This window comes from Reticulibacter mediterranei (assembly GCF_016587455.1).
Genome location: NZ_BNJK01000001.1, coordinates 4027339 through 4048910 on the forward strand (window position 1 = coordinate 4027339; position 21572 = coordinate 4048910).

A 21572-nucleotide genomic window follows, 5' to 3' on the forward strand; every position below is an offset into this window, starting at 1 on the left:
GGAACATCCCGCTGGTAGTCCGTGTTCTATAGAGTAGAAAGACGTTATATTATAAGGAATAACAAAGAGCAATTTTGATAAAGGAACATAACATGAGTGATTTAAAACAGATGCCCGAATCTTACTGGAAAGAGAAGCTGACGCCCGAACAGTATCGCGTGTGTCGGCAAAAAGGAACCGAGCGTGCTTTCAGTGGGCCGTTGTACTACAATCAAGAGCAAGGTATGTACGAGTGTGTGGCCTGTGGGCACGAACTCTTTTCCTCCGAGAACAAATTTGACGCGGGCTGTGGCTGGCCTAGCTTTGATCAACCAATCGATTCAGAAAACGTAGAGTATCACGAGGACCGCACCTTCTTCATGGTCCGCACAGAAGTCAACTGTAAAAATTGTGGAGCGCACCTGGGCCACGTCTTCGATGATGGTCCACGCGATACGACCGGGCAACGTTATTGTATCAACTCCGTCTCATTGAAATTTGTACCAACAAAGCAGGAAGACGAAAAGGAAGGAGAAGCATAGTGGCAACTGAGAAGGCAACATTTGGCGCGGGCTGTTTCTGGGGTGTTGAGGAGATCTTTCGCCAGGTTCCAGGCGTAGTCGATGTGGCGGTAGGCTACGAGGGCGGCACGCTGGACAATCCCAGCTATCGAGATGTGTGTACTGATCGTACGGGGCATGCAGAAGTGGTCGAGGTCGATTATGATCCTGAGCGCGTCTCCTATGACGAACTGCTGAACATCTTCTGGAACAACCACAATCCCACCACATTGAATCGGCAGGGGCCGGACGTGGGCACGCAGTATCGCTCGGTCGTTTTCTATCACACGCCAGAGCAACAGGCAACTGCCGCCACATCGAAAGAGCGATTGGAGCGCGAGGGTCGTTTTAAGCGGCCAATCGTCACCCAGATCGTTCCAGCCTCCACCTTCTATCGTGCTGAGGAGTATCACCAGCAATACCTGGCAAAGCATGGACTCTCTCACTGTCATATCGACTAATGTGTTGCGTTTCCCCTCTCCCTTCACAGGGAGAGGGGAACTTTTTTGTTTCACGTGAAACATTGCGAAGGAGAATAAATATTTCATGTCAACATTGCAGGGTAAAACTGTCGTTATCACTGGAGGTGGCCGCAGCATTGGACGACGACTCGCGCTCGGTTTCGCGGAACAGGGTGCGCATGTGCTGGTCCATTACGCGCATGCCAGCAAAGGTGCGGAAGAAGTTGTGAGCCAGATTTGCGCACAGGGCGGACGCGCCGATCTAGTCCAGGCCGATCTACAGAAAGCCGACGATGTGGCGCGGCTGGCACAGGAGGCACATAGCAAGCTGGGAGCTATCGATATCTGGATTAACAATGCCGGGGCCAGCGCCAATAGTTCGGAGACGCGCGGCATGACGGATATTGAAATTTTTGAGCGCATGGTGGGCGTGGATATTTTTGGCACGTGGCGCTGCTGCACAGAGGCCGTTCCCTTTATGCGCGACGGTGGCTGTATCATCACCACCGGCTGGGATGGCGCTCTATCTGGCTATCCCACTTTCCCCGATCAGATGTACGCGATCAGCAAGGGCGCGATCATGTCGTTGACGCGCTGCCTCGCACAACAACTCGCACCACGTATCCGCGTCAACTGCATCGCCCCAGGTCGTATTGAAAACGAATGGGTACAAACGCTTTCGGAGCAGACAAAGCAAAAAGCCGCTGACGATATCCCCATGAAGCGCTGGGGAACGCCCGACGATATTCTGGGAACCGCGCTCTTCCTGGCCTCCCCTGCCGCATCGTTCATGACTGGTCAGGTATTGCTGGTCAACGGTGGTGGAGTGATGCGCTAAACGCAAATGTTTCACGTGAAACGTTTGGAGAGGCGAAACAAAAAGCGGGCGGATCTCGTGTTGCATAGTAAGGCATGTATAAGGTGAGTAGAAAGGAACAACTATGTGGCGGAACACGCTGGCTGGCGCTATCTCTGGAATAGTGGGAACATTTGCGCTCGATTTCACAACATACGCTGATATGGCAATACGCGGGCGCTCTTCGAGCAACGCACCATCACAATTAGTGAAAATCGTTTCGGAAAAAGCGGGCCTTCCCACCTCGTCTTCGGCGAATGGACACAAACAGGAAATCCAGAATCGCGAAAATGGGGTTGGTTCGTTGTTGGGCTATGTTAATGGCATTGGCATGGGTATGCTTTATGGATTGTTGCGCTCGCAAACGGAGAGCGTCTCGACGCCATTAGCGGGAATCGTAGTGGGACTGGCGGCGATGGCGGCCAGTGACGTTCCGCTGATCTCACTGGGCATCAGCAATCCCAAAACCTGGGGACTCTCTGGCTGGCTCTCCGACCTTATTCCGCATCTCATTTATGGTTTTGTGACCGTCTCAGCATATGAGACGCTTTTTAATAACCAGGATAAATAATCCGGCATCTAGCAACTATATATCGCCCGGAGAGAACCTCTGAACAGGTCTCCGGGCGATAGCTCGTTTTCGTTCTTTCTCATACTTACTTCAAATGAATATTGCCGTTGACGTAGCTTTCAGCGATCTCGCCAACAATCGGCAGCTTGGTATATTTCCCCTGGAAGGCATTAATGACCCCGACGAACCAGCCCACGCACATAATGATGTTGATCATCACCAGGGCAAAGATAGCAAAACCCTTGATCAGAAACAGGTCCATATCGATAAGCTTGATCAGGAAGATCATCATAATGGTATAGCCGCCGAAGAAAAGCAGGGATTGCATAGCATGGAAACGAACCAGGCGCTTCTGATTGCCAAAAATCAGGAATAACAATCCTGTCAGCCAGAAGCCGATATAGCAAAGTCCTGCCGCACCTGCACCACCCAGTTCTGAGGGATTGAAGCCAGCATAGTTACTCTGCTGTCCCGGAGGAGGCATATATCCCTGCTGTTGCTGATAAGACTGATTAATTGGTTCGATAGGTGAATTCGCCATTGGAGGCGTCGAGTAAAATTGCTGGCGCTCATACTGCTGTAGATCGATGGAATCAGATGACTGAGAGGTGTAATCTTGATATTGCTGTCTCTGGCTATTATATGAATTCATGGAAACCTATCCTTTCCTGATGCTGATATCGTACTTGCTGCTCTATTCGTTATGAGCGCTGCCGGGCGAGGACAAGCCATCACCCCCTCCCATACACGACGTTCGCTATAGGTTGCCTTTGTCGCTTCGGAGGTAAATTTCGTTTACAAGGAGAAGTATAGACACCAGTTGTCAGGAAAGTATGGCAAAAATGTTACGAAATGATGTCAGATACAAAATGTTTCACGTGAAACATTGCTTGCTCAAAAGACCAATGGTTCAGACCATAATTGGTGCATTCACGAAATCCTCTGGAGAGGCCGAAGATGGCAGGGACGACGGCTTGTCCTGGTGCCCCATTGCGGTCTGTTGCAACACGGGCGAGGACAAGCCGTCGTCCCTGCCATCTTCGGGTCATGTTCACCACTCCCCATTATTTGCCAGATGTACCAATTATGCTGGTTCTGGAAGAGAGGCACGTAGCCCTTCACGGTAACGCTCTAAATTCTGAAAATCTCCTGCCTGCTGACATTCTTCAAGGTAAATTCTCGCGTCCTCAGCCCATTCCTCTTTGATATGTTGGAGATAAGCTAACGTTGGAGCCACACCTGCGCCGACAAGAAACTGGACATCAAAACCGCACATGGTATCAAAGTTCACCGTCTTAGCTTCCCATAGCAGACATACATCCTCCACCTGAGCAAGCAGGAAAAGCAAGGCACCACAGAAACGAATGCTCTCAAAGATCCCCCACGCGTTCTCATGATAGACAATTTCCTGTTCCAGCAGAAAACGGATAAGAGGCCGATCTTCTTGAGAGAATTTTTTTGATAACGCCTTCAGGACCGAAGAGCGAAACGCCGCGTTCTGGTCGTCTCCCTCTTCGTTCTCAGGCAATCTTGCTTCTTGATAGGCAACCAGTTGGAGCAATTGCGGTCGAGGAGGCCCTGGCTGAAAGCTTCGAGCCTCACGCACAAAATCTTCCGCCAGCATATCTTTTCCTCTTTCCGCATGCAGAAAAGCCACAATTGCTCATAACCAGGCTGCTTTAAGCGTAATGTTTCACGTGAAACACTACTCATCCACCTGAGCAAAAACACCAGCGCGCACAGCCTGGGCAAGCGTCGCGATATCGGGGGCCAGCACGCGATCTTGCTGCAACATGGGGACATGCGACCGAACGCGTTCATAAGCGGCCTGCACGCCCTCGCCCGGTTTGAGCGGCTTACGAAACTCCAACATCTGCGCGGCACAGAGCAGTTCGATGGCAACGACCTGCTGGGCCTGATCGAGAATGCTGCGTACTTTATGAGCGCTGGTGACGCCCATGCTGACGAAATCCTCCATGCCTGCCGAGGTCGGAATCGAGTCGATGCTGGCGGGATGCGCCTGAATTTTGATCTCGTTGACCAGTGCCGCCGCGACATATTGCGTAATCATAAAGCCTGAGTTGAGGCCCGGATTTGGCGTCAGGAACAGTGGTGCACCGTGTTCGTCCCATTCGTTCGGACCGAGCAGACTATAGATGCGTCTCTCCGAAAAGCTCGCCAGTTGTGCCAGAGCAATCGCCATCACGTCGAGGGCCAGCGCCAGAGGTTGGCCGTGAAAATTGCCTCCACTCAATACATCACCCTCGTCGGGAAAGACGAGCGGATTATCAGTCACAGCGTCCAGTTCGTTTTCAAAGGTCTGTATACAATAAGCCAGCGAATCGCGAATCGCGCCAAGAACCTGGGGAGCGCAGCGCAGCGTATAGGGATCTTGCACACGCGCACAGTTCTGATGGCTACGATTGATCTCGCTATTGCTCACCAGTTTGCGCAGATGCGCAGCAGTGATCATCTGTCCCACCTGTCCGCGCCGCTGATGGATACGCGCATCCAGTGGAACATGGCTTCCCATCAACGCTTCGATGCTCATCGCACAGGCCACCTCTGCCGATTGTACCAGCACCTCCGCATCCACTGAAGCCAGCACGCCAATCGCCTCCATCAAATGTGTTCCATTGATCAGTGCTAGCCCCTCTTTCGCCTGCAAACGCAGCGGAACCAGTCCAGCCTGTTGCAGTGCCTCCTGTCCTGAGAGGTGCTGACCCTGATAAGACGCCTCGCCTTCTCCCACCAGCACCAGGGCAAGATGCGCGAGCGGTGCCAGATCACCACTAGCTCCGACCGAGCCGCGCGATGGAATGATCGGAGTGATGCGCGCATTAAGCAGATCGATGATGAGCTGGACAACCTCCACACGCACGCCGGAGTTGCCACGCGCCAGACTAGCTGCGAGCAACAGCATCATGGCCCGTGTCACGTCCTCGCTGAGCGGCACACCAACGCCTGCGGCATGGCTACGCAGCAGATTATGTTGGAGATCAACCTGTTGTTCCTGGGGAATACGAACTTTGCTGAGATGTCCAAAACCAGTGGTAACGCCGTAGACTTTGCGCCCCTCAGCTGCGAGCGTATCAATCACAGCTCGCGCTGCTGTTATCAAATGAATGGAATCGTTACTTAATACGACTGGAGCATACTGGCGAGCAACCGCCACAACATCAGAGCGTGTGAGCTCCTCGCCCTTCAATACAATGTGAGATGATTGCATAGCTACCTTCTTCTGAGAAGATTATCCTTTTCCGGCACCATTGCCTTCTCCCTATTGTAGCATAGAGAAAAAACAATGGATGCAGGATTTTTGGGGCCGGTGGAAGCGTGTGCTATTCACCGCGCAACTTGCTGTAGAGAACGAGATCGTGCCATTGACCACCGCGCCACTGCGCTCCACGTATGATACCCTCACGAGTAAAACCAGCCTTCTCCAACGCCTTTTGTTCAGGCACGTTTTCTTTATCGGTTGAAGCCTCAACGCGCATAACAGGATACGTATCAAAAAGATAGGTAGCCAACAACTTCTGAGCCTCGCTGCCATAGCCTTTGCTGCGATAATCAGCGTGCAACCCGATGCCGATATTGTAAGCGGTGCTACCCTCATTCGGTCCGTAGCGCTGCTGATGATAGCTCACAAATCCTGCTACTTCGTCACGTTGCGTGACCACCAGCAATCTCCCGTACTGAGATGTGAGGAAACCATGTTCGGCAAACCTGCGCTCGATAGTTTCTGCCGGGACCAGACCAAATGCATCGTACTCGCTCAAAAAACGACGATCATGCTCCCAGGACTCCATGAGCGCAAGATCGCTACGTGTTACGATACGTAAATAGACATTCTCTCCCTGGATCATAAGCATTCATCCTATGTTTTGCTCTTTATCATATCACCACCAGCTACTTATTGCAGAGAATGCTCTCTATGTTTCACGTGAAACATCCCAGGAGAAAGCAATAAGGAACCATTATGTTTCACGTGAAACATAATGGCCCAACCTTCGCATGCTCTCTTTGATTGACAGTGGGGTTTATTGACTTAAATGTTTCACGTGAAACATTAACGTCGAACCAGGATTGAATTGACCAGATCGGTGCCAAAGTGATAGCCGATCTCGTGATAGTTCTGAATTGACCAGAGCGCCAGTTCGCAGCGCTTGCCAACCTCAATACTGCCAATCTGATCGTCTAGAGCCAGGGCACGTGCGCCGTTGATGGTTGCCGCCGTCAATGCCTCTTCTAGTGACATGCCCATCGACGACATCGCCAACCCCAGCATCATCTGCATATTCTCACAATATGAAGTGCCGGGATTGAAGTCAGTGGCAAGCGCAACGTGTAAGCCATGATCTAGAAAGCGCCGGGCCGCTGGATATGGAGTACGCAATGTATACGAACAGCCCGGCAGCAACGTCGCCACAACACCAGCCTCGCGCATCGCATCCAGATCAGAATCGCTAGCATAGTCGAGATGATCGGCAGAGGTTGCTCCCAGCTCTGCTGCCAGTCGTGCGCCACCGGATGGACTAAGCTGATCGGCATGTACTTTAAGGAGATACCCCAGTTCTTTTGCTCGCTCCAAAATGAGATGGCTCTCCTCCAGTGTAAAGGCCTCGCGCTCACAAAAGACATCGCAGAAGCGAGCCAGCCCGACAAACGAGGGTAACATCTTCTCTACCACCAGCTTCACATATTCGGAACGCCGATCGCGATATTCGGGAGGAATACTGTGAGCGCCAAGAAAAGTGGGAACGACGCGCACCTCAACGTATTCAGGAGGCGTTATCTCTTCGAGTGCGTTGAGTTTGTTAATGATCTGCAAACAGCGCTCCTCTGTTTCCAGATCCAGCCCGTAGCCTGTTTTGATTTCGACGGTGGTTGTGCCATAATCACTCATGGCCCGTAGCCGCTGCAAAGCCAGCGAGATTAACTGCTCCTGATCGGCCTCACGAGTCGCTTTCATAGTAGTGAGAATGCCGCGCCCCTGAGCAAGCAACTCTCCATAGCTGATCCCGGCTCGCCGCTGATGAAACTCTTCGGCACGGTCACCAGCGAACACGAGATGGGTATGCGAATCGACGAAGCCGGGGGTCACGACCACGCCCTGGGCATCAATAATAGTGATACCATCAGGACCAGTGGCAGGATCAGGCAGTAGCTCCGGCCCATGTATATCATCGCGACCAATCCATACAATTGTTCCATTGTGAACCGCCACCGCAGCATGCTCGATGATTTGCAGGGGGCCGCTCGCGTCTTCGATAGGCTGTTGTGCCACTGTAACGAGTTGACCAATATTGCGAATCACAGTATCCGCAACGATTTTTAGCGCGGGAGTCATGCCAGTTTCTCTCCTTTATATCTTCATTGTTATTACATGTTACACCACCAGGGATTTCCAATTCTCCCATCTAGCGGGAGTGCAGAGGGCGGCAGCCCTTTGCCGGGGTGCGGGGTGTCCCCGCAAAAAACCTTTTTTCTTCTCTTTTGCGCGCCGCCTGCGGCGGCGCGCGAAGGAGGGAAGGAAACTGGGGACACCCCAGACCCCGGCAGGGAGACCCTGCACCCCTTTGAGCGGAGAACTGGAAAGCCCTGGTTACACCACGCGTCCACTTGCTCTCTGTAGACGAATTTGTTACACTGTCAAAGATCAATGCGTGGTGAAACGCCTGGGTTCTTTACCATCCAAATAATGCTCATGGCAGCAGGCGCATTGCATATCTCAACCTTAATGTAAGTACGTATAACAGCACGGCTATGGTTTTGGCCGAAGCCTCCTCAAAGCATGGTCGAGCGATTGATCGCGCGATAACGCATTTGTTGAAGATCATAGTGCAAGGCTGTACAGGAGTGCGCGTATGCGAGCAGTTGATGACAGCAGCCCCAAGTATGCTGCTGTGCTTCGTGTGCTGCGAGTCTGGAAACAGTTGCCTGAGAGTGATGTGGCACGTATGCTACGCGAATACTTCCTTATTACCGATGATTTTCGTGAAATGGAAGACCAGGGCTTACTGACGCTGAGTTTTGTGGGTGATGAATATATGATCATTCCTACAACGCTGGGGCGGCTCTGGCTTGAGCAGTACGAGAGCGAGAGGACTGAGGAATAAATCTATGATGTATGACGACGAAGAGAAACTGCCTTACACAACAATTGGCACCGACGAGGCAAAGCAGATGATCGAAGCGGGAGCGCACGTCATTGATGTTCGCCAGCCCGATGAATGGAATCGCGGACACATTGCCGAGGCCGAACTGGTGCCGCTCGATGGCATCTATATCTTCGGCAAGGCGCTGCAAGATTTGAATCTCCCGGCGGGCGAGGATGTGATATTTGTCTGTGCGTCGGGACAGCGCAGTGCAGCCGCTTCTGAGGTTGCCTTGCTGGTTGGTCTCAACAAAGTCTACAATCTTGCCAACGGTATGAATGGCTGGGTCAATCGGCGCTATCCCATCGAGCGCTAGAGCGCATAATTTACCAGATGTGGGTGTCTATCGTCCTATAAGTGGGAACCCTTTCTCTACAGGGAAAGCTGGTTCTCACCGAGGGATTTATTTTGAGAGGAGATTTTCGTATGCCGTTATTAGAGGGCAAAAAAGCCTTTATCTTTGGTGTTGCCAACCATCGGTCGATTGCCTGGGCCATTGCGCAGGCGCTTGCTGCTGAGGGTGCCCAACTCGTTCTCGCCTATCAGGAACGCATGGAGAAATACGTCCGCGATCTGGCGGCGAAGATTCCAGGGACCGAGCTGGTTCTCTGCGATGTTCAGCAAGACGATCAGCTTGATGCCGCATTCACACGGGCCGGTGAGATCTTCGGGGGCAGCATCGATATTCTGGTTCACTGCGTCGCCTTTGCGCCACCAAGCGAACTGGAGAACCCATTTCTCGACACAACCCGTGCTGGTTTCCATACCGCGCTCGATATCAGCGCCTATTCGCTCATCGCAATGGCAAAACGCGCCGAGCCGCTGATGAAGGCGAACGGGGGCAGCATCTTCGCGTTAACCTATATGGCAAGCGAGCGGGTTATGCCCAAGTACAACGTAATGGCGGTTGCGAAGGCGGCGCTGGAATGCAGTGTACGCTATCTGGCCTTTGAGCTGGGCGAGCATAACATTCGCGTCAACGCCATCTCTGCCGGACCACTCAACACACTGGCGGCTCGTGGCATCTCCGGCTTCACTGGCTTCCGCGATCAGGTATCGCAGGTGGCACCGCTGCGCCGAAATATCGAACAGAGTGAAGTGGGCGATACAGCTCTCTTCCTGAGCAGTTCTCTGTCGCGCGGCATCACCGGCGAGGTAATCTTCGTAGATGCTGGTTACAATATCATGGGTGCGTAATCACTTTTTTCAAATGTTGACAACAAAAAAGAAGAGGCGGGACTCGCTTTTGAGTCTCGCCTCTTCTTTTTTGTGCTCTATTGTTCCACGCGTCGAGATGGCGGCGGTGGAGGTGCCGCCTCGCCACAGATGCTACAGAAGCGCGCATTGGGTCGGTTCATGTGTCCACAGGGCCAGACGCGCAGGGTGGTAAACGTACCAGAGTTGCCATTCATTGGCATATTGGGCGACGATACCGGGGGCATCGTTCGCGGCAACGTCTGCGATGGCTGCGACGGCTGTACCACTTGCGCAGGTGGAGGCGTCGGCTGCGCTGGCGCTCCAAATGCCGCCATACCATGATTCATAGGCGCATTCGCGCTATTGGAAGGCATCGGAGTTGCAGGTCGCATCTGCCCGTTCTGTGGAAGCGGTGACCCCTGCGGAACTGGCGGCTGTTGCGCCATCTGGCCTTTATCAGCTCCAGCGGGCTTCTTTTTGTTGCGTCTGGCTACTGCTCCAAACAGCACAATCGCCAGCAGCAACACCACCGCGACAGACCCGATGGTGAGCGCGAGCGCTGGCACCTGTCCTAATCCAGGGATAGATGGCACGTTCGATGGTTTAGCCGTAGGAGTTGCCTTCGGCGTGGGCTGAGTCTTTGGCTCGTTCTTTGCCTGGGTTTGAGCATAGTCCAGATAGCGCGTGACGGCTTTAAAATCTGGATAGTTGGTCGAGAGCTGCTCAAATCCCTTCTGAGCCTGACTCCAATGACCGGCTGTCGTGGCGGCATAGGAGGTGAATGATTGGCTCCAGAGCTTCTGGAACGTTCCAGGAGTTGTATCTAATCCCACCGATTTGACCAGATCGCGCGCACTATTGCTGGCCTGCAAGAAGCTGGTTCCAGCCGGTGCGCCCGGATTGGAAACGATGCCGAAGCTCACGATACCGACCACGTTACCATTGCTATCCAGTGCTGGCCCACCACTATCACCCTGCTCCACATTGCCTCCTACCTGGATCAGAGGCGCTCCGGTATCAGTCGATTTGATCGAGCTAACATTGATTTTGTTCACTGAAGAGGTGAGTAGATCGGTTGGCTTATTGCTGACATCGCCATTGCCCGGGAAGCCAATGATGGTCAACACGTCCTGCGTCTGCACCGTAGAGGAGTCGCCCAACTGAATGCTTGGCGTATCAGTAAAAGGAGCGTGGACGATGGCAATATCTTTCTGGTCAACCGCACTCTGCGCCTTGATCTTATCGACCGTCTTGTGAATGTTGGCCGGGATATCCCTGAACGACGCGGCATCCAGCGGACCGGTGTAATCGGTGCTTAATAAGACCTCGCTGGTAGCCTGATCAAAAGAGGGGGTCGAGCGCAACTGCCCACTATCAAGCTGCTGTTCCACCTGATCGGCTGTTACCTGATTCCCTCCCTTCCCATTCATATATTTTGCTACGTCGGGTGCCGCCACCTTATCAAGAAATTGCGTCATCTCCTGATCTTTGGGCGGATTCACCACATGGTCGGCGGTCAGAATGTCGCCCTGAGAGGTGATAAACGCGCCGCTACCCGACACTTGCAACATATATGCCCCATCGACTGCTACCTGACTCGTGCTGTCCTGCTGGGGAAAGGTGGCATCGCCTTGCGGCAGATGCACAATCAGATGCGATGGTAACGTTGTAATAATGCGTACAACTGATGGCTTGGCAATATCAACCGCCCGGACAACCGGATCAGAGATATTACCACCAGGGATGCTATCCGCGTAGGTGGTCGCTGGGTTGACGAAGACCGTTGCAAGCAAGCAACAGATAATTCCCAGCACCATCAACGCGCTAGACCAATGACGCATGCTTTCATTATATAATGATGAATTGGGAGCCATGCTTTTCTTCATAATTCTATCATTCCTATCCGTGACAATACAGGTTGCGCGATAGGGACGCGGTTGTTACACCCGCTGGCTCCCCTGGTGCCTGAAAACCTGAGAGGATCTGTCAACATAGCCCTACAGTCAGGCACTTGCTGGACCTGGGATAGAGAAATTTACCAGTAGCATTATACCTCATATAAGAGAAATACGCTGCTGAGTGCCATGAGTTGCAGGTGAGTTCGCACGTATGCTATCTGTCTCTACTCGTCATTGCTCGTTCTTCGCTTGATCTTTTTACGTTGCCATCTGGTCCCAACCAGCTCTCCCCTATGAAAGCGAGCGCTGCATCCATTCCCTGACAAGCAAACCATACAGGTTCAGATCGACAAAGTGATCGTACAGCCACTCTCCCTGCCGAATAACCCCCTCATGCTTGAAGCCGAGACGTTGTGGAATAGCACAGCTTTTCAGATTGCCGGTCGCGCAGCGAATCTCTACTTTGTTCAGCGTCAATCTGGAAAAAGCATACTCTACCATTGCCTTGCACGCATTCGTCATCAACCCTTTGCCCTGAAATCCCGCCCCCAACCAGTAACCAATCTCTACCTTGCGATTCCCCCAATCGACGGGATGATAGCTAATCGTACCCGCCGCCTGCCCCTGATACCAGATCCCACACGTCATCGCCTTGCTCTCTATATATTGCGTTTGCGCCAGCCGAATAAACATGCGCTCGTCGTCCACCGAGACAGTGCTATCGAGCCAGGGTAGCCATGTGCGTAGATGGGCGCGATTGTTGTCTATAAGATGGTAAAAAATAGCTGCGTCACGCTCCTCCAACGTGCGCAACTCTGTTGTATCGTCAACTCGGATGCGCAATGGTTCGATGCTCATTGCTCTTATCCTTCCTTACTTACTATAACGTTTGCTCAGCCACCAATGAGGCACACTATCCCTCTAATTCATAGCCACTATTGCAGCAGGGGACAGGTAACATCTTTTGCTTACTCCATCCTAACGCAATTATCTGGCCCGGGCAATGGGAGGATACCACACCTGCCAGGTCTCTTTCTCACCAGAAACCGCTCTATACCTTTGTTACGTATCAATACTATAGCAAATAACATGCCGGTTTCCGCGAAACTGGCAGTACCAATTGTAAGGAATGGAATTGCAAACCATGCCTTGCAATTACGTGAGTAATGATAATACACCTTGTAACGTTTATATGGTAGGGATATAGGGGGAAGGTCCATGCCTGACCTTTCTCGTCGCAGGGAAACGGTTCATTTTGAGGTTTCCTGGAAGATCCATAAGGAGTTTTCCGATGAGCACACGAATACGATATAGTATTCTTTTCGTCATCATGACAATTGTAGTAACGCTCATAAGCGCCTGTTCGCAAACAACAACTGGTACGACAACCAGTTCATTAACGCCGTTGCAGGTGCTCCAAAACAGCTCCAATGCGATGCAAAAGCTCAAATCGTCGCATGTGGAGATACAACTGACCAACAACATACAGACGAGTGGCACCAATGCGACGGGCACCGTTAGCACCACCAATCCTGCTACAACTCCGACTGTGACGGGAACGCCTGCGCCGCAGAATTTGACGGTCTCCGTTAAAGGCAGTGGTGATCAGGTTCTCCCCGATCAGCAACTCAATCTGGCAATCACCTCTCTGAACGAGACGACCAATCTTTCAGAGGTGACTCAGGGCGACAAGTTGTATGTGAAGAACTCACAGGGACAATGGTATGTGCTGAACAAGAATACCTTGCAAAACTACGTAGGTAATCCTCTGGCTGGCGTCAATATCGATCAGAACACCCTGTTAGGGCTGGCGACACAGGCCACTATCGCCGATCATGGCACTGAGGCGCTCAACGGCGTGAACCTGCGCCACATCTCAGCCGATCTCAACAAAGCTGCGCTGAAGCAACTGTTAAACAACAACCCCGATCTGAAGAGTACGCTTGGGCAGCAGAACATCGATACGTTGATCGATCACACAAAGTCTTTCAAATCGACCATCGATGTCTGGATTGACGAATCACAGTTCTATATCCATCGCACTCAGTTCAAATTGAACATGCTGGCTGATACAACCGGAATGGGCAGCGAGGTGCCGAAGACCATTTCTACCAATTTCGACACCACTGTCGATCTAAGCAAGTTCAATCAGCCTGTCACCTTCAACGTTCCCACCAACGCCACTCCTACGGATAACCCTGGCGCGGTCTTTGGGATTGGGAAACCGTAAAGAGTTTTTATTGTTGTAGTTCCCAATAGGTTGTAGTCGAGCGATTTATCGCGGGAAACCGCACGACAAGCTTTCCCGCGATAAATCGCTCGACTACAACCTATTGGGAACTACTATCCTTCTTACAAAAATATATGATTTTATATAATTTATAGGCATATTAGATACAAAGAAAATAGCAGGAGAAATACTATGCCAGGTGATATAAGAAAAAAGCGAGAGGGAAAAGAACAAGTAGAAAACCCTCCAGATACACAATCCTCCTGGGGAGAGCTATCATTTGCTCAGCAACGTGAGATATTATACCCAACAGAGGGGCAAAAATCAGATCGTAGTAAAGGCGCAAAGGCAAAAGTAGATGTAGATGCTTTTTTTAAAGATACCTTCGTCTCTCTTATGGAAAAGCAAGGTATCTCTATTCCGCCAGATGAGTTACTCCCCTTTGACAGACACACCCCTATACATGAAATAGCAGAACCCTTTGGAAAGGATTTTGCTATTTCATTTATTATTTCATGTGGAAAAGCAATAGATAAAAAATGCGAACAAGCGACATATAGAAAGGATGCATCTCAAAAATTTAAAGGGTATGATAATAAAGTTACGCTGATATCAGATAGCCTGTTTGAAGTAAAATCCTCTTCCGACGATTTTACTTTTACGGGAAGGATAGATCCAGGAGAAGATAGCAGCATTACCATCATAGATGTTAAAAGAGAAAAAGGCTCTCAGGCCCTATTTCTTGGCGAAGCATTAGGAGAACTGTGGCAATACGTCCTATCAAAGATTGCATCTGGAAAAGATGACATGGGCACTACGATTAATATAGATGCCTCCAATTTAAGCAAGTACCCAAAAAAACTACATCGCACAAGAATTGAAAATCCAGAAACAAAAGCGAGAATACGTCAACTCCTGCAAGGAAAAATGCAAAAACCAGGTATTATAGCCATAACCAGGAATAGTGAAGGCGTTTGGACATTAGGTAGCAGCTCATCAATAAAGCCACCTTTCAACCATGAGGAGATACAAAATCTCGCTGTAGGCGTATTGGCAACTCCTCATGGTTATGCGTCAGCATTTCTACCAAAGCAATATAAGCATGTCTTTGGAGATATAGAGCGCACTCAACTCCAGATAAAGCTTGCCTACAACTCCTCAGACATAGTTGACATAGAAGCAATAAGCTTTCACTTTGACAAAAGCGATAGGTTTAAATAAGTCCCGCCATCATCTCTGCAAACCACGACTCGCCAAACTTCCAGCCTCCGTACATGAGCAGATTTGGTTCGCCAGTGGCGGAGATGTTGCCATGATGTTGCAGGATAAACGCTTTCAGGCTTTCAGGCGTCACGTGGAGCGGGATCAGCTGCTTGATCTCGTTCTCTTCGGGAACACGACCCTGCACCTCTGCGAGCGGAATGTGCAGGCGCGTCAGAAAGCACATCTCGCCATGCGGCATCGCCAGATCGTAGACGACGCCCAGACAATATTGCTCGCGTATATCGTCTGTTTGAATGCCCGTCTCCTCGCGAATCTCGCGGCGTATGGCTCCGAAGGGATCGGGCAGGCCAGCCGCCTCATCCAGATGGCGCTCGAAAAAGCCGCCGATGACGTGATAGCGCCCCACATAGACATCAACGCCCTGCCGCTTGTCGAGCAAGATAAAGTCATCGCTCGTCTCCACAACGGAGCAGACGGCGAGAGGATTTCCCAGTTCCGCGCGTGCCTTTCCCGCAGCGAATTCGGCAACGCGCGTTGTCACATACTGCTTGTAGCTGGTATCGCCCATCGTGATATGCAGCGTGCCATCAGCCTGAGCGGAGGCCGAGATCAGGCGAAAGAGCGGCGTCTCGAACAGCGGCGTTCCCTGCCGCCGTGCCTGTACCAGCCTTTGCTCCCACAGATCATTCATCCAAGTTTGTATCTCAGCCGTTATGGGCATCTGCAACCTCGGATCATAGTCGATAACGAGTTGCGCGGGCCGATAGAGGCCGCGCGCCGGTATCTCAAACTCGATCATGAATGTCTATTCCCACTCAATGGTTGCCGGTGGCTTAGAGGTGATGTCATAAACGACGCGATTGACGCCCGGCACTTCGTTGACGACGCGATTAGAGATGCGAGCCAGCAAATTCGGAGAGAGCCTGGCCCAGTCAGCCGTCATAAAATCGCCAGTGGTGACGGCGCGCACCGCAAGCACATTGGCATAGGTGCGGAAATCGCCCATCACGCCGACGCTCTGCAACGGGGTGAGCACGGCGAAAGCCTGCCCCAACTCGCGATAAACGCCAGCATTGCGAATCTCCTCGACCACAATCTTGTCCGCCGCCCGCAACGTCTCAAGCTTGCCCTCATCAACCGCACCAATAATGCGGATCGCCAGACCAGGGCCGGGGAACGGATGACGCCAGACCCACTCTTCGGGCAGGCCCAATACTAGTCCCACCTCACGAACCTCGTCCTTGAACAACGTGCGCAGCGGCTCAACCAGCTTAAAGACCATCTCTTCGGGCAGGCCGCCGACGTTGTGGTGCGTCTTGATGCGTCGCGCGGTCGAGGCAGTGTCGTGGCTGGTACTCTCGATTACGTCGGGATAGAGCGTTCCCTGCGCCAGGAAAGGAATTGGCCCATGCTCCTCTTCCAGCTTGCTTGCCTCTTGCTCAAAAACGCGAATGAACTCTTCACCTATGATCTTGCGCTTCTGCTCTGGATCAACAACATTTGCCAGGCGAGAAAGGAAGCGCTGGCGAGCATCAACCACGACCAACGGGATATGGAAATGACTGGCAAAGGTATCAACCACCTGCTCGCGCTCGCCGGCACGCATGCAACCAGTATCGACAAAGACGCAGATCAATTGATCTCCTATCGCGCGATGGATCAGCAGCGCCGCTACCGCCGAATCGACGCCGCCGGAGAGCGCACAGATAACACGCTCACTGCCCACCTGTTCGCGAATCAGGGCAACCGTTTCATCGATCACTGAACTTGAGGTCCAGCCGGGTTCGCACTCGCAGATACGGAACAGGAAATTATAGAGCATCTCCTTGCCCTGGGGCGTGTGCGCCACCTCTGGATGGAACTGGAATCCGACGAGGCCGCGCGGATGGGCGATCACCGCCATAGGATTGCTTTCAGTGCAGGCCAACACCTTAAAGCCTTCCGGCAAGACATCCACGCTATCGCCGTGACTCATCCAGACGGGCAGGCGTAATGACCATTGCGGCACCTGATCCAGATGCTCGGTCTGCTCAGGCGAGACCTTGATGCCCTCGAAGATACGGAAAATCTGGGGGTCATTGGCAGCTTCGGCGCTCACTTCAATCGTTGCCGGCCCATACTCGCGCGATCCCGAAGCCGGCGCGACATGCCCATTGAGTTGCAGAGCGAGCAGATGCATACCGTAACAGATACCTAGAATGGGTAGGCCACTATGCAAGATCTCAGGATCGCAGATAGGCGCTCCCTCATCATAGACGCTGGATGGCCCACCAGAAAGCACGAAACCTTTGATATCAAGGTGAGATTTTTGCTTGAGTTGAGCCAGCGTGGTATTCGCAGGAACCAGCTCGCTATAGACGCGACATTCGCGGATACGACGAGTAATAAGCCGACTATACTGTGAGCCAAAATCGAGAACGATGATCGCCTGTCGGCGCTCCAGGGAGTGCATAGATGCCCTTTCTATGTTGCGACCGCCCCGGAGAGAGGCGGCCTGCCATTCAATAAACACACTTGAAAGTTCAGATAATCGCGATAGAGGGAAAACGTACTCCAAATAACGGGACCAGTTAAGAGAACTGGCAACGCTGTCTTCTGCCCATCCACCAGAACAGGCAGTATAGGTATCGAACGCAGCGTTGCCAGTTGAATTCATCTTTGATGATTGAAAGTATATCACAGGATACGTCTTTTAGCTCAATGTCATAGTTCACCCCAGGTTAGTGCTTATCCAACCTATTTAAATCACACATAGAAACTTATGAATAGAAAACTACACTGATACATTTGCAGTCATATGGTATAATGTAGGCAGATAAGTGTGAGCAAGTAGCTATGGAGGTTTGTGCATGGTCAATTATCCACAACACACCATTCCCCAAACTGGCGACCGTATGACGGTTCAAGACTATTTCAAGCTCGATTATACTATCCCCAATGAAAAATACGAATATCAAGATGGCATGATACGCTTAATGTCTGGAGGCTCCGGCGAGCATGACCAGATCGCCTATAATGTTCGTGCTGCACTCGATTTGAATTTCCGCAGCGGCCCTTGCTTCATGCGAGGCTCAGATATGCGCGTTCAAGTTGCTGAAAATACATACTTTTACCCTGACGTCATGGTAAGTTGTGATGTGGCAGATCGACGGCGTGGCATCAAAGTAATCCAATCTCCACGCATTGTTGTGGAAGTCCTTTCCCCTTCTACCGAAAGAGTTGATAGGACAGCTAAACTTCGGGCCTATCAGCAATGTCCCTCCATTCAAGAAATTGTGCTGATCGATCAGTTTGCTCCACACGTTGAGGTCTATCGACGCGATGAAGAGATCGAGACCGAATGGAGCCGTTCTGTCTATGAAGATGGGGAGGAAGTTGCCCTTCAAAGCATCGATGTGTTCCTTACAATGGATGAGATTTATCATGATATCGATTTTAACGAACCATTAGTTGAGGAGTAGCCAGAGGCAGCGTGAAAGTTGTCACACTGCCTTTGATTGTTGCAAGCAACAAATGCTAGTAGCGGGGAGCTTCCAGACACGTTACGCCTCGCCCGCCAACATAGGCGCTATGGCGCACACCAGCCGGTAAGATCATACAGTCACCTGGAGCCAGATCGATGGCCCGAGGCGTATCCGTATCATCGGTTTGATCGGGCAGGACAAAGCGAATGGACCCGCGCACACAATACAATACTTTCTGATAGCTGTGATTATGCACCGCGTACGATTCGCCTGGACCATTTGACCAGGCGTAAGGGGATAAACCATCCTGTTGCATACGTTCACGTAATTCTTGTTCCTGGGGAGGCGTCTCCTTCTGCCAACGAATCACCTGCATTGTATTTTCCTCCATTATCGTATACCGTGTTTAAAGATGAGCTTGTTCTATCATATGGCTGGCTTCATGAGCCAGACACAATTGCCAAATTTGTTAGACAGTATAGCGCAAAATCAAGCAAAAATGTAAACAGCAGGTTAAATCCTGGCAAATATTGTATTAACTGGACGTTTTTTGTTGTACAAGATAACTATTGCAGGCACGTGGTAAAGGAAGTACAATAGAATTCTAACCTCATTGATGTCGTATGCTCTGAAAGGAGGAAGCCGTCTATCCATGAGCACGACACAGATAGCCGCGATACTGTTCCAGCTACAACAGTTCGACCTCGATCTAGATCGTCTGACAGCCGAACAGCAGGCAATCCGCAATTCCCTCCAGGGAGACCGCAAACTACAGAAACTACGTTCGGAGTATCACGCGGCACAACAGCAAGTTCAGGCCGGACTACAGGCCCAGAAAGAGGCTGAATGGGCATTGGAAGACATTACCAACCGATTGAAGACGCAAGAACAGCGTCTCTATAACGGGACAGTAGTGAACGCCAAAGAACTGCAATCGCTTCAACAGGAGGTACAAAACCTGCGCGCCCAGCAGGGGCGTCAGGAAGATCGGGTGCTGGAAGTCATCGATAACGTCGAGTCATTGCAGGAGATGGCCCGGCACAAGCTGACAGCACTCCAGGGAATAGAAGAGATCTGGAAACAGGAAAGCTCCTCGTTAATCGCTCGGAGCGATCAGTTAGAAGCCCATTTACAGGAGCTACAGCGAAAGCGAGGGCAATTAACCTCTACCATTGAAGCACAACTAGTCGAACGTTATGACAAGATGAGGCGCACCAAACAGGGCAGAGCTATCTCCAGAGTGGAGCAAAACTCCTGCCAGTGGTGCCGCGTCATCTTAACGCCCAGCGAATTGCAGCATGTACGGATCAGCACAGAGTTACAGACCTGTACAAATTGCGGACGCATTCTCTATTACGACCGATAGCCATTACAACTGGTGCCATTACGCGACCAATAACAAAGCCGTTACACAATAAAGCCAAACATGACGAACCAATGACGTTCCTCAGTGCCACAACGCCGCCCTTCACGTCACTGCCGACGTATGTTTCGTTTTGCAGTACACGTAAAAAACGATATTGACAATCTGGATGTATTCTTGTATTCTGTACAAGAGAAATTGTTCATTCAAATTCTGGCTCAGCCAGTTTCGAGGAGGTGCAGATTTATGGGAAAGCACACAACATTGTTTTTCGTGCTTGGATGCACCTTGTCTACTCTGTGCAGGGGTGACGGATACAGGTTGCCCGGCCAGGTTCCCTCCATCCTTTTGCAATGACAGGTACCTGGCACGCGCTAGTTCCGTCAGGCAACAACATTCCGCATGCCTGTCTATCTTGCCACGACAGGTTTCTCCCTCCACACGGTAGATTAACTCCCCAACAAGTTCCATAAACCGTGTTTTTTTATTCTCTGGAGGGAAAAGAGCATTGATTGATGATCCGGCAATACTCACCGGCACAGTATTAAGTGGTGCGCATGGCATCTTTGACGTGTATACCGACGATGGCATCCTGCGCTGTACACTGCGAGGCAAGCTGAAAAAAGCCTTTGCCCAGGCCCAATCAGCGAAGGCTACCGGCAAAACGCGCCCACGCCCCGACAAGCTCCCGGCAACGTCCCAGTACCATCGTACCGAACGTATCGAAAAACGCGACAGTAGTGAAACACCTCCTCCCGCTCGACTCTCCGTAGGCGACCATGTCAAATTGCGCCGACTTGACGCCAGCACGGGTCTGATCGAAGAGATCCTGCCCCGTCAAAGCGCCCTGGTGCGCAAAGATGCAGGCTCGACTGCGAAGAAAGTGATGCAGCAAACGCTGCTGGCGAATCTCGATCAGGTGGTGATCGTCCTGGCGGCAGCGCAACCCGAACCACATTTCGGCCTGCTGGACCGCTATCTAGCAATCTGCGAATCGGCTCGTCTTCAGACACTCATCTGCATGAACAAAATGGATCTCCCACACAGTGCAGATGTTGAAGAGGCGGCAACATTGTACAGCAAACTGGGTTATCAGGTTTTGTGGACGAGTACGCAAACCGGACAGGGCATTGAGGAGTTGCGTGCCCTGCTCAAAGAGCATACCACGCTGTTCAGTGGGCCATCAGGCGTGGGCAAATCTTCGCTGGTCAACGCGCTGGAGCCGGGCATGGCGATTCGTACCGGACTGATCAGCGATGCAACGGGCAAAGGCAAGCACACCACCACTGGCTCACAACTCTATCCGCTATCCGGCGGCGGCTGGCTGGCCGATTCAGCTGGTATTCGCGCACTGGCCGCCTGGAATATCCCGGCTGAAGAACTGGCCTGGTGCTTCGTGGAGTTCCGCCCATACCTGGAAGAGTGCTTCTACTCCGATTGCGTCCATATTGACGAAGAAGGATGCGCAATCCTCCAGGCGGTACAGGACGAAGTCATTGATGAACGTCGCCATCGTAGCTATGTTCGCATGTATACCGAAGAAGAACGCTAGCACTCATCGTCTCATTTTTCAAAACTGGACCTGTGGCAAAGAATTCATAACTTGCCGCA

23 protein-coding genes are annotated in these 21572 nt (G+C 51.6%); 12 read left to right on the top strand and 11 right to left on the bottom strand.

The features are described 5' to 3' along the window. Nucleotides 1-92: 92 nt before the first annotated feature. The 4 genes from msrB (at nt 93) to K3T83_RS17365 (ending at nt 2427) form a co-directional block, all read left to right on the top strand. Nucleotides 93-521 carry a peptide-methionine (R)-S-oxide reductase MsrB gene (gene msrB, locus K3T83_RS17350; RefSeq protein ID WP_220204215.1) on the top strand — a complete coding sequence of 143 codons (429 nt, stop codon included), beginning with the start codon at nt 93-95 and terminating at the stop codon, nt 519-521. Further along, nucleotides 521-1000 (top strand): peptide-methionine (S)-S-oxide reductase MsrA, encoded by a 480-nt coding sequence (msrA, locus tag K3T83_RS17355; RefSeq protein ID WP_236064925.1) that lies wholly within the window; start codon nt 521-523, stop codon nt 998-1000. Before msrB ends, msrA begins: the two co-directional genes overlap by 1 nt. Before the next feature lie 85 nt (nt 1001-1085). Beyond that, nucleotides 1086-1838: an SDR family NAD(P)-dependent oxidoreductase gene (locus K3T83_RS17360; protein WP_220204216.1), complete on the top strand. Its 753-nt coding sequence runs from the start codon at nt 1086-1088 to the stop codon at nt 1836-1838. Between the two features lie 103 nt (nt 1839-1941). Further along, nucleotides 1942-2427, top strand: coding sequence for a hypothetical protein (locus tag K3T83_RS17365; protein WP_220204217.1), 486 nt, complete (start codon nt 1942-1944; stop codon nt 2425-2427). 85 nt (nt 2428-2512) lie between these two features. On the opposite strand, the gene K3T83_RS17370 is transcribed toward K3T83_RS17365, so the two are convergent. From K3T83_RS17370 to hutI, 6 genes are all read right to left on the bottom strand, one after another. Next, a complete protein-coding gene (locus tag K3T83_RS17370; RefSeq protein WP_220204218.1) occupies nt 2513-3079 on the bottom strand; it encodes a DUF4870 domain-containing protein in 567 nt (188 codons plus the stop codon). A 193-nt stretch (nt 3080-3272) separates the two neighbouring features. Beyond that, the gene (locus K3T83_RS17375; protein WP_220204219.1) at nt 3273-3476 is read right to left on the bottom strand and encodes a hypothetical protein; all 204 of its coding nucleotides are present in this window, start codon (nt 3474-3476) and stop codon (nt 3273-3275) included. A 35-nt stretch (nt 3477-3511) separates the two neighbouring features. Next, entirely contained in the window at nt 3512-4051 is a 540-nt protein-coding gene (locus K3T83_RS17380) for a hypothetical protein (protein WP_220204220.1), read from the bottom strand. A gap of 81 nt (nt 4052-4132) precedes the next feature. Next, nucleotides 4133-5656 (bottom strand): histidine ammonia-lyase, encoded by a 1524-nt coding sequence (gene hutH, locus K3T83_RS17385; RefSeq protein WP_220204221.1) that lies wholly within the window; start codon nt 5654-5656, stop codon nt 4133-4135. Nucleotides 5657-5768: 112 nt separating this feature from the next. Next, nucleotides 5769-6293 (bottom strand): GNAT family N-acetyltransferase, encoded by a 525-nt coding sequence (locus tag K3T83_RS17390; RefSeq protein WP_220204222.1) that lies wholly within the window; start codon nt 6291-6293, stop codon nt 5769-5771. A gap of 203 nt (nt 6294-6496) precedes the next feature. Beyond that, nucleotides 6497-7777 carry an imidazolonepropionase gene (gene hutI, locus K3T83_RS17395; RefSeq protein WP_220204223.1) on the bottom strand — a complete coding sequence of 427 codons (1281 nt, stop codon included), beginning with the start codon at nt 7775-7777 and terminating at the stop codon, nt 6497-6499. 517 nt (nt 7778-8294) lie between these two features. Between hutI and K3T83_RS17400 the strand changes: the two genes are divergently transcribed. From K3T83_RS17400 to K3T83_RS17410, 3 genes are all read left to right on the top strand, one after another. Then, on the top strand, nt 8295-8546 hold the full coding sequence (locus K3T83_RS17400; protein WP_220204224.1) for a hypothetical protein: 252 nt from the start codon (nt 8295-8297) through the stop codon (nt 8544-8546). Nucleotides 8547-8550: 4 nt separating this feature from the next. Then, a complete protein-coding gene (locus K3T83_RS17405) occupies nt 8551-8901 on the top strand; it encodes a rhodanese-like domain-containing protein (protein WP_220204225.1) in 351 nt (116 codons plus the stop codon). A gap of 110 nt (nt 8902-9011) precedes the next feature. Next, nucleotides 9012-9782 carry an enoyl-ACP reductase FabI gene (locus K3T83_RS17410; protein WP_220204226.1) on the top strand — a complete coding sequence of 257 codons (771 nt, stop codon included), beginning with the start codon at nt 9012-9014 and terminating at the stop codon, nt 9780-9782. Between the two features lie 77 nt (nt 9783-9859). On the opposite strand, the gene K3T83_RS17415 is transcribed toward K3T83_RS17410, so the two are convergent. Both K3T83_RS17415 and K3T83_RS17420 read right to left on the bottom strand, forming a co-directional pair. Further along, complete coding sequence (locus K3T83_RS17415) at nt 9860-11668, bottom strand: trypsin-like peptidase domain-containing protein (RefSeq protein ID WP_220204227.1); 1809 nt, start codon at nt 11666-11668, stop codon at nt 9860-9862. Nucleotides 11669-11971: 303 nt separating this feature from the next. Continuing rightward, nucleotides 11972-12538, bottom strand: coding sequence for a GNAT family N-acetyltransferase (locus K3T83_RS17420; RefSeq protein WP_220204228.1), 567 nt, complete (start codon nt 12536-12538; stop codon nt 11972-11974). 433 nt (nt 12539-12971) lie between these two features. On the opposite strand from K3T83_RS17420, the gene K3T83_RS17425 reads away from it, so the two are divergent. Next, the gene (locus K3T83_RS17425; protein WP_220204229.1) at nt 12972-13910 is read left to right on the top strand and encodes a DUF6612 family protein; all 939 of its coding nucleotides are present in this window, start codon (nt 12972-12974) and stop codon (nt 13908-13910) included. A gap of 192 nt (nt 13911-14102) precedes the next feature. Then, the gene (locus K3T83_RS17430) at nt 14103-15131 is read left to right on the top strand and encodes a hypothetical protein (RefSeq protein WP_220204230.1); all 1029 of its coding nucleotides are present in this window, start codon (nt 14103-14105) and stop codon (nt 15129-15131) included. Here the strand turns inward: K3T83_RS17430 and K3T83_RS17435 are convergent. Both K3T83_RS17435 and guaA read right to left on the bottom strand, forming a co-directional pair. Further along, nucleotides 15124-15933 carry an NUDIX hydrolase gene (locus tag K3T83_RS17435; protein WP_220204231.1) on the bottom strand — a complete coding sequence of 270 codons (810 nt, stop codon included), beginning with the start codon at nt 15931-15933 and terminating at the stop codon, nt 15124-15126. The genes K3T83_RS17430 and K3T83_RS17435 overlap by 8 nt on opposite strands. A 6-nt stretch (nt 15934-15939) precedes the next feature. Then, a complete protein-coding gene (gene guaA, locus K3T83_RS17440) occupies nt 15940-17586 on the bottom strand; it encodes a glutamine-hydrolyzing GMP synthase (protein ID WP_220204232.1) in 1647 nt (548 codons plus the stop codon). A gap of 397 nt (nt 17587-17983) precedes the next feature. Between guaA and K3T83_RS17445 the strand changes: the two genes are divergently transcribed. Beyond that, nucleotides 17984-18595 carry a Uma2 family endonuclease gene (locus tag K3T83_RS17445; protein WP_220204233.1) on the top strand — a complete coding sequence of 204 codons (612 nt, stop codon included), beginning with the start codon at nt 17984-17986 and terminating at the stop codon, nt 18593-18595. Between the two features lie 55 nt (nt 18596-18650). On the opposite strand, the gene K3T83_RS17450 is transcribed toward K3T83_RS17445, so the two are convergent. Continuing rightward, the gene (locus K3T83_RS17450) at nt 18651-18974 is read right to left on the bottom strand and encodes a cupin domain-containing protein (protein WP_220204234.1); all 324 of its coding nucleotides are present in this window, start codon (nt 18972-18974) and stop codon (nt 18651-18653) included. Nucleotides 18975-19250: 276 nt separating this feature from the next. On the opposite strand from K3T83_RS17450, the gene K3T83_RS17455 reads away from it, so the two are divergent. Continuing rightward, nucleotides 19251-19964: a zinc ribbon domain-containing protein gene (locus K3T83_RS17455; protein WP_220204235.1), complete on the top strand. Its 714-nt coding sequence runs from the start codon at nt 19251-19253 to the stop codon at nt 19962-19964. Nucleotides 19965-20469: 505 nt separating this feature from the next. Continuing rightward, complete coding sequence (gene rsgA / locus K3T83_RS17460) at nt 20470-21513, top strand: ribosome small subunit-dependent GTPase A (RefSeq protein WP_220204236.1); 1044 nt, start codon at nt 20470-20472, stop codon at nt 21511-21513. Nucleotides 21514-21572 lie beyond the last annotated feature (59 nt).

Bases quoted from the DNA above. Each gene is read 5' to 3' on its own strand.
- K3T83_RS17390 (WP_220204222.1), bottom strand. From the start codon at position 6,293: ATGATCCAGGGAGAGAATGTCTATTTACGTATCGTAACACGTAGCGAT.
- K3T83_RS17435 (WP_220204231.1), bottom strand. From the start codon at position 15,933: ATGATCGAGTTTGAGATACCGGCGCGCGGCCTCTATCGGCCCGCGCAA.
- K3T83_RS17420 (WP_220204228.1), bottom strand. From the start codon at position 12,538: ATGAGCATCGAACCATTGCGCATCCGAGTTGACGATACAACAGAGTTG.
- K3T83_RS17445 (WP_220204233.1), top strand. From the start codon at position 17,984: ATGGTCAATTATCCACAACACACCATTCCCCAAACTGGCGACCGTATG.
- hutI (WP_220204223.1), bottom strand. From the start codon at position 7,777: ATGACTCCCGCGCTAAAAATCGTTGCGGATACTGTGATTCGCAATATT.
- K3T83_RS17365 (WP_220204217.1), top strand. From the start codon at position 1,942: ATGTGGCGGAACACGCTGGCTGGCGCTATCTCTGGAATAGTGGGAACA.
- K3T83_RS17375 (WP_220204219.1), bottom strand. From the start codon at position 3,476: ATGACCCGAAGATGGCAGGGACGACGGCTTGTCCTCGCCCGTGTTGCA.
- K3T83_RS17380 (WP_220204220.1), bottom strand. From the start codon at position 4,051: ATGCTGGCGGAAGATTTTGTGCGTGAGGCTCGAAGCTTTCAGCCAGGG.
- hutH (WP_220204221.1), bottom strand. From the start codon at position 5,656: ATGCAATCATCTCACATTGTATTGAAGGGCGAGGAGCTCACACGCTCT.
- guaA (WP_220204232.1), bottom strand. From the start codon at position 17,586: ATGCACTCCCTGGAGCGCCGACAGGCGATCATCGTTCTCGATTTTGGC.
- K3T83_RS17360 (WP_220204216.1), top strand. From the start codon at position 1,086: ATGTCAACATTGCAGGGTAAAACTGTCGTTATCACTGGAGGTGGCCGC.
- K3T83_RS17405 (WP_220204225.1), top strand. From the start codon at position 8,551: ATGATGTATGACGACGAAGAGAAACTGCCTTACACAACAATTGGCACC.
- K3T83_RS17430 (WP_220204230.1), top strand. From the start codon at position 14,103: ATGCCAGGTGATATAAGAAAAAAGCGAGAGGGAAAAGAACAAGTAGAA.
- K3T83_RS17415 (WP_220204227.1), bottom strand. From the start codon at position 11,668: ATGAAGAAAAGCATGGCTCCCAATTCATCATTATATAATGAAAGCATG.
- K3T83_RS17455 (WP_220204235.1), top strand. From the start codon at position 19,251: ATGAGCACGACACAGATAGCCGCGATACTGTTCCAGCTACAACAGTTC.
- K3T83_RS17410 (WP_220204226.1), top strand. From the start codon at position 9,012: ATGCCGTTATTAGAGGGCAAAAAAGCCTTTATCTTTGGTGTTGCCAAC.
- K3T83_RS17425 (WP_220204229.1), top strand. From the start codon at position 12,972: ATGAGCACACGAATACGATATAGTATTCTTTTCGTCATCATGACAATT.
- K3T83_RS17450 (WP_220204234.1), bottom strand. From the start codon at position 18,974: ATGCAGGTGATTCGTTGGCAGAAGGAGACGCCTCCCCAGGAACAAGAA.
- K3T83_RS17370 (WP_220204218.1), bottom strand. From the start codon at position 3,079: ATGAATTCATATAATAGCCAGAGACAGCAATATCAAGATTACACCTCT.
- K3T83_RS17400 (WP_220204224.1), top strand. From the start codon at position 8,295: ATGCGAGCAGTTGATGACAGCAGCCCCAAGTATGCTGCTGTGCTTCGT.
- msrB (WP_220204215.1), top strand. From the start codon at position 93: ATGAGTGATTTAAAACAGATGCCCGAATCTTACTGGAAAGAGAAGCTG.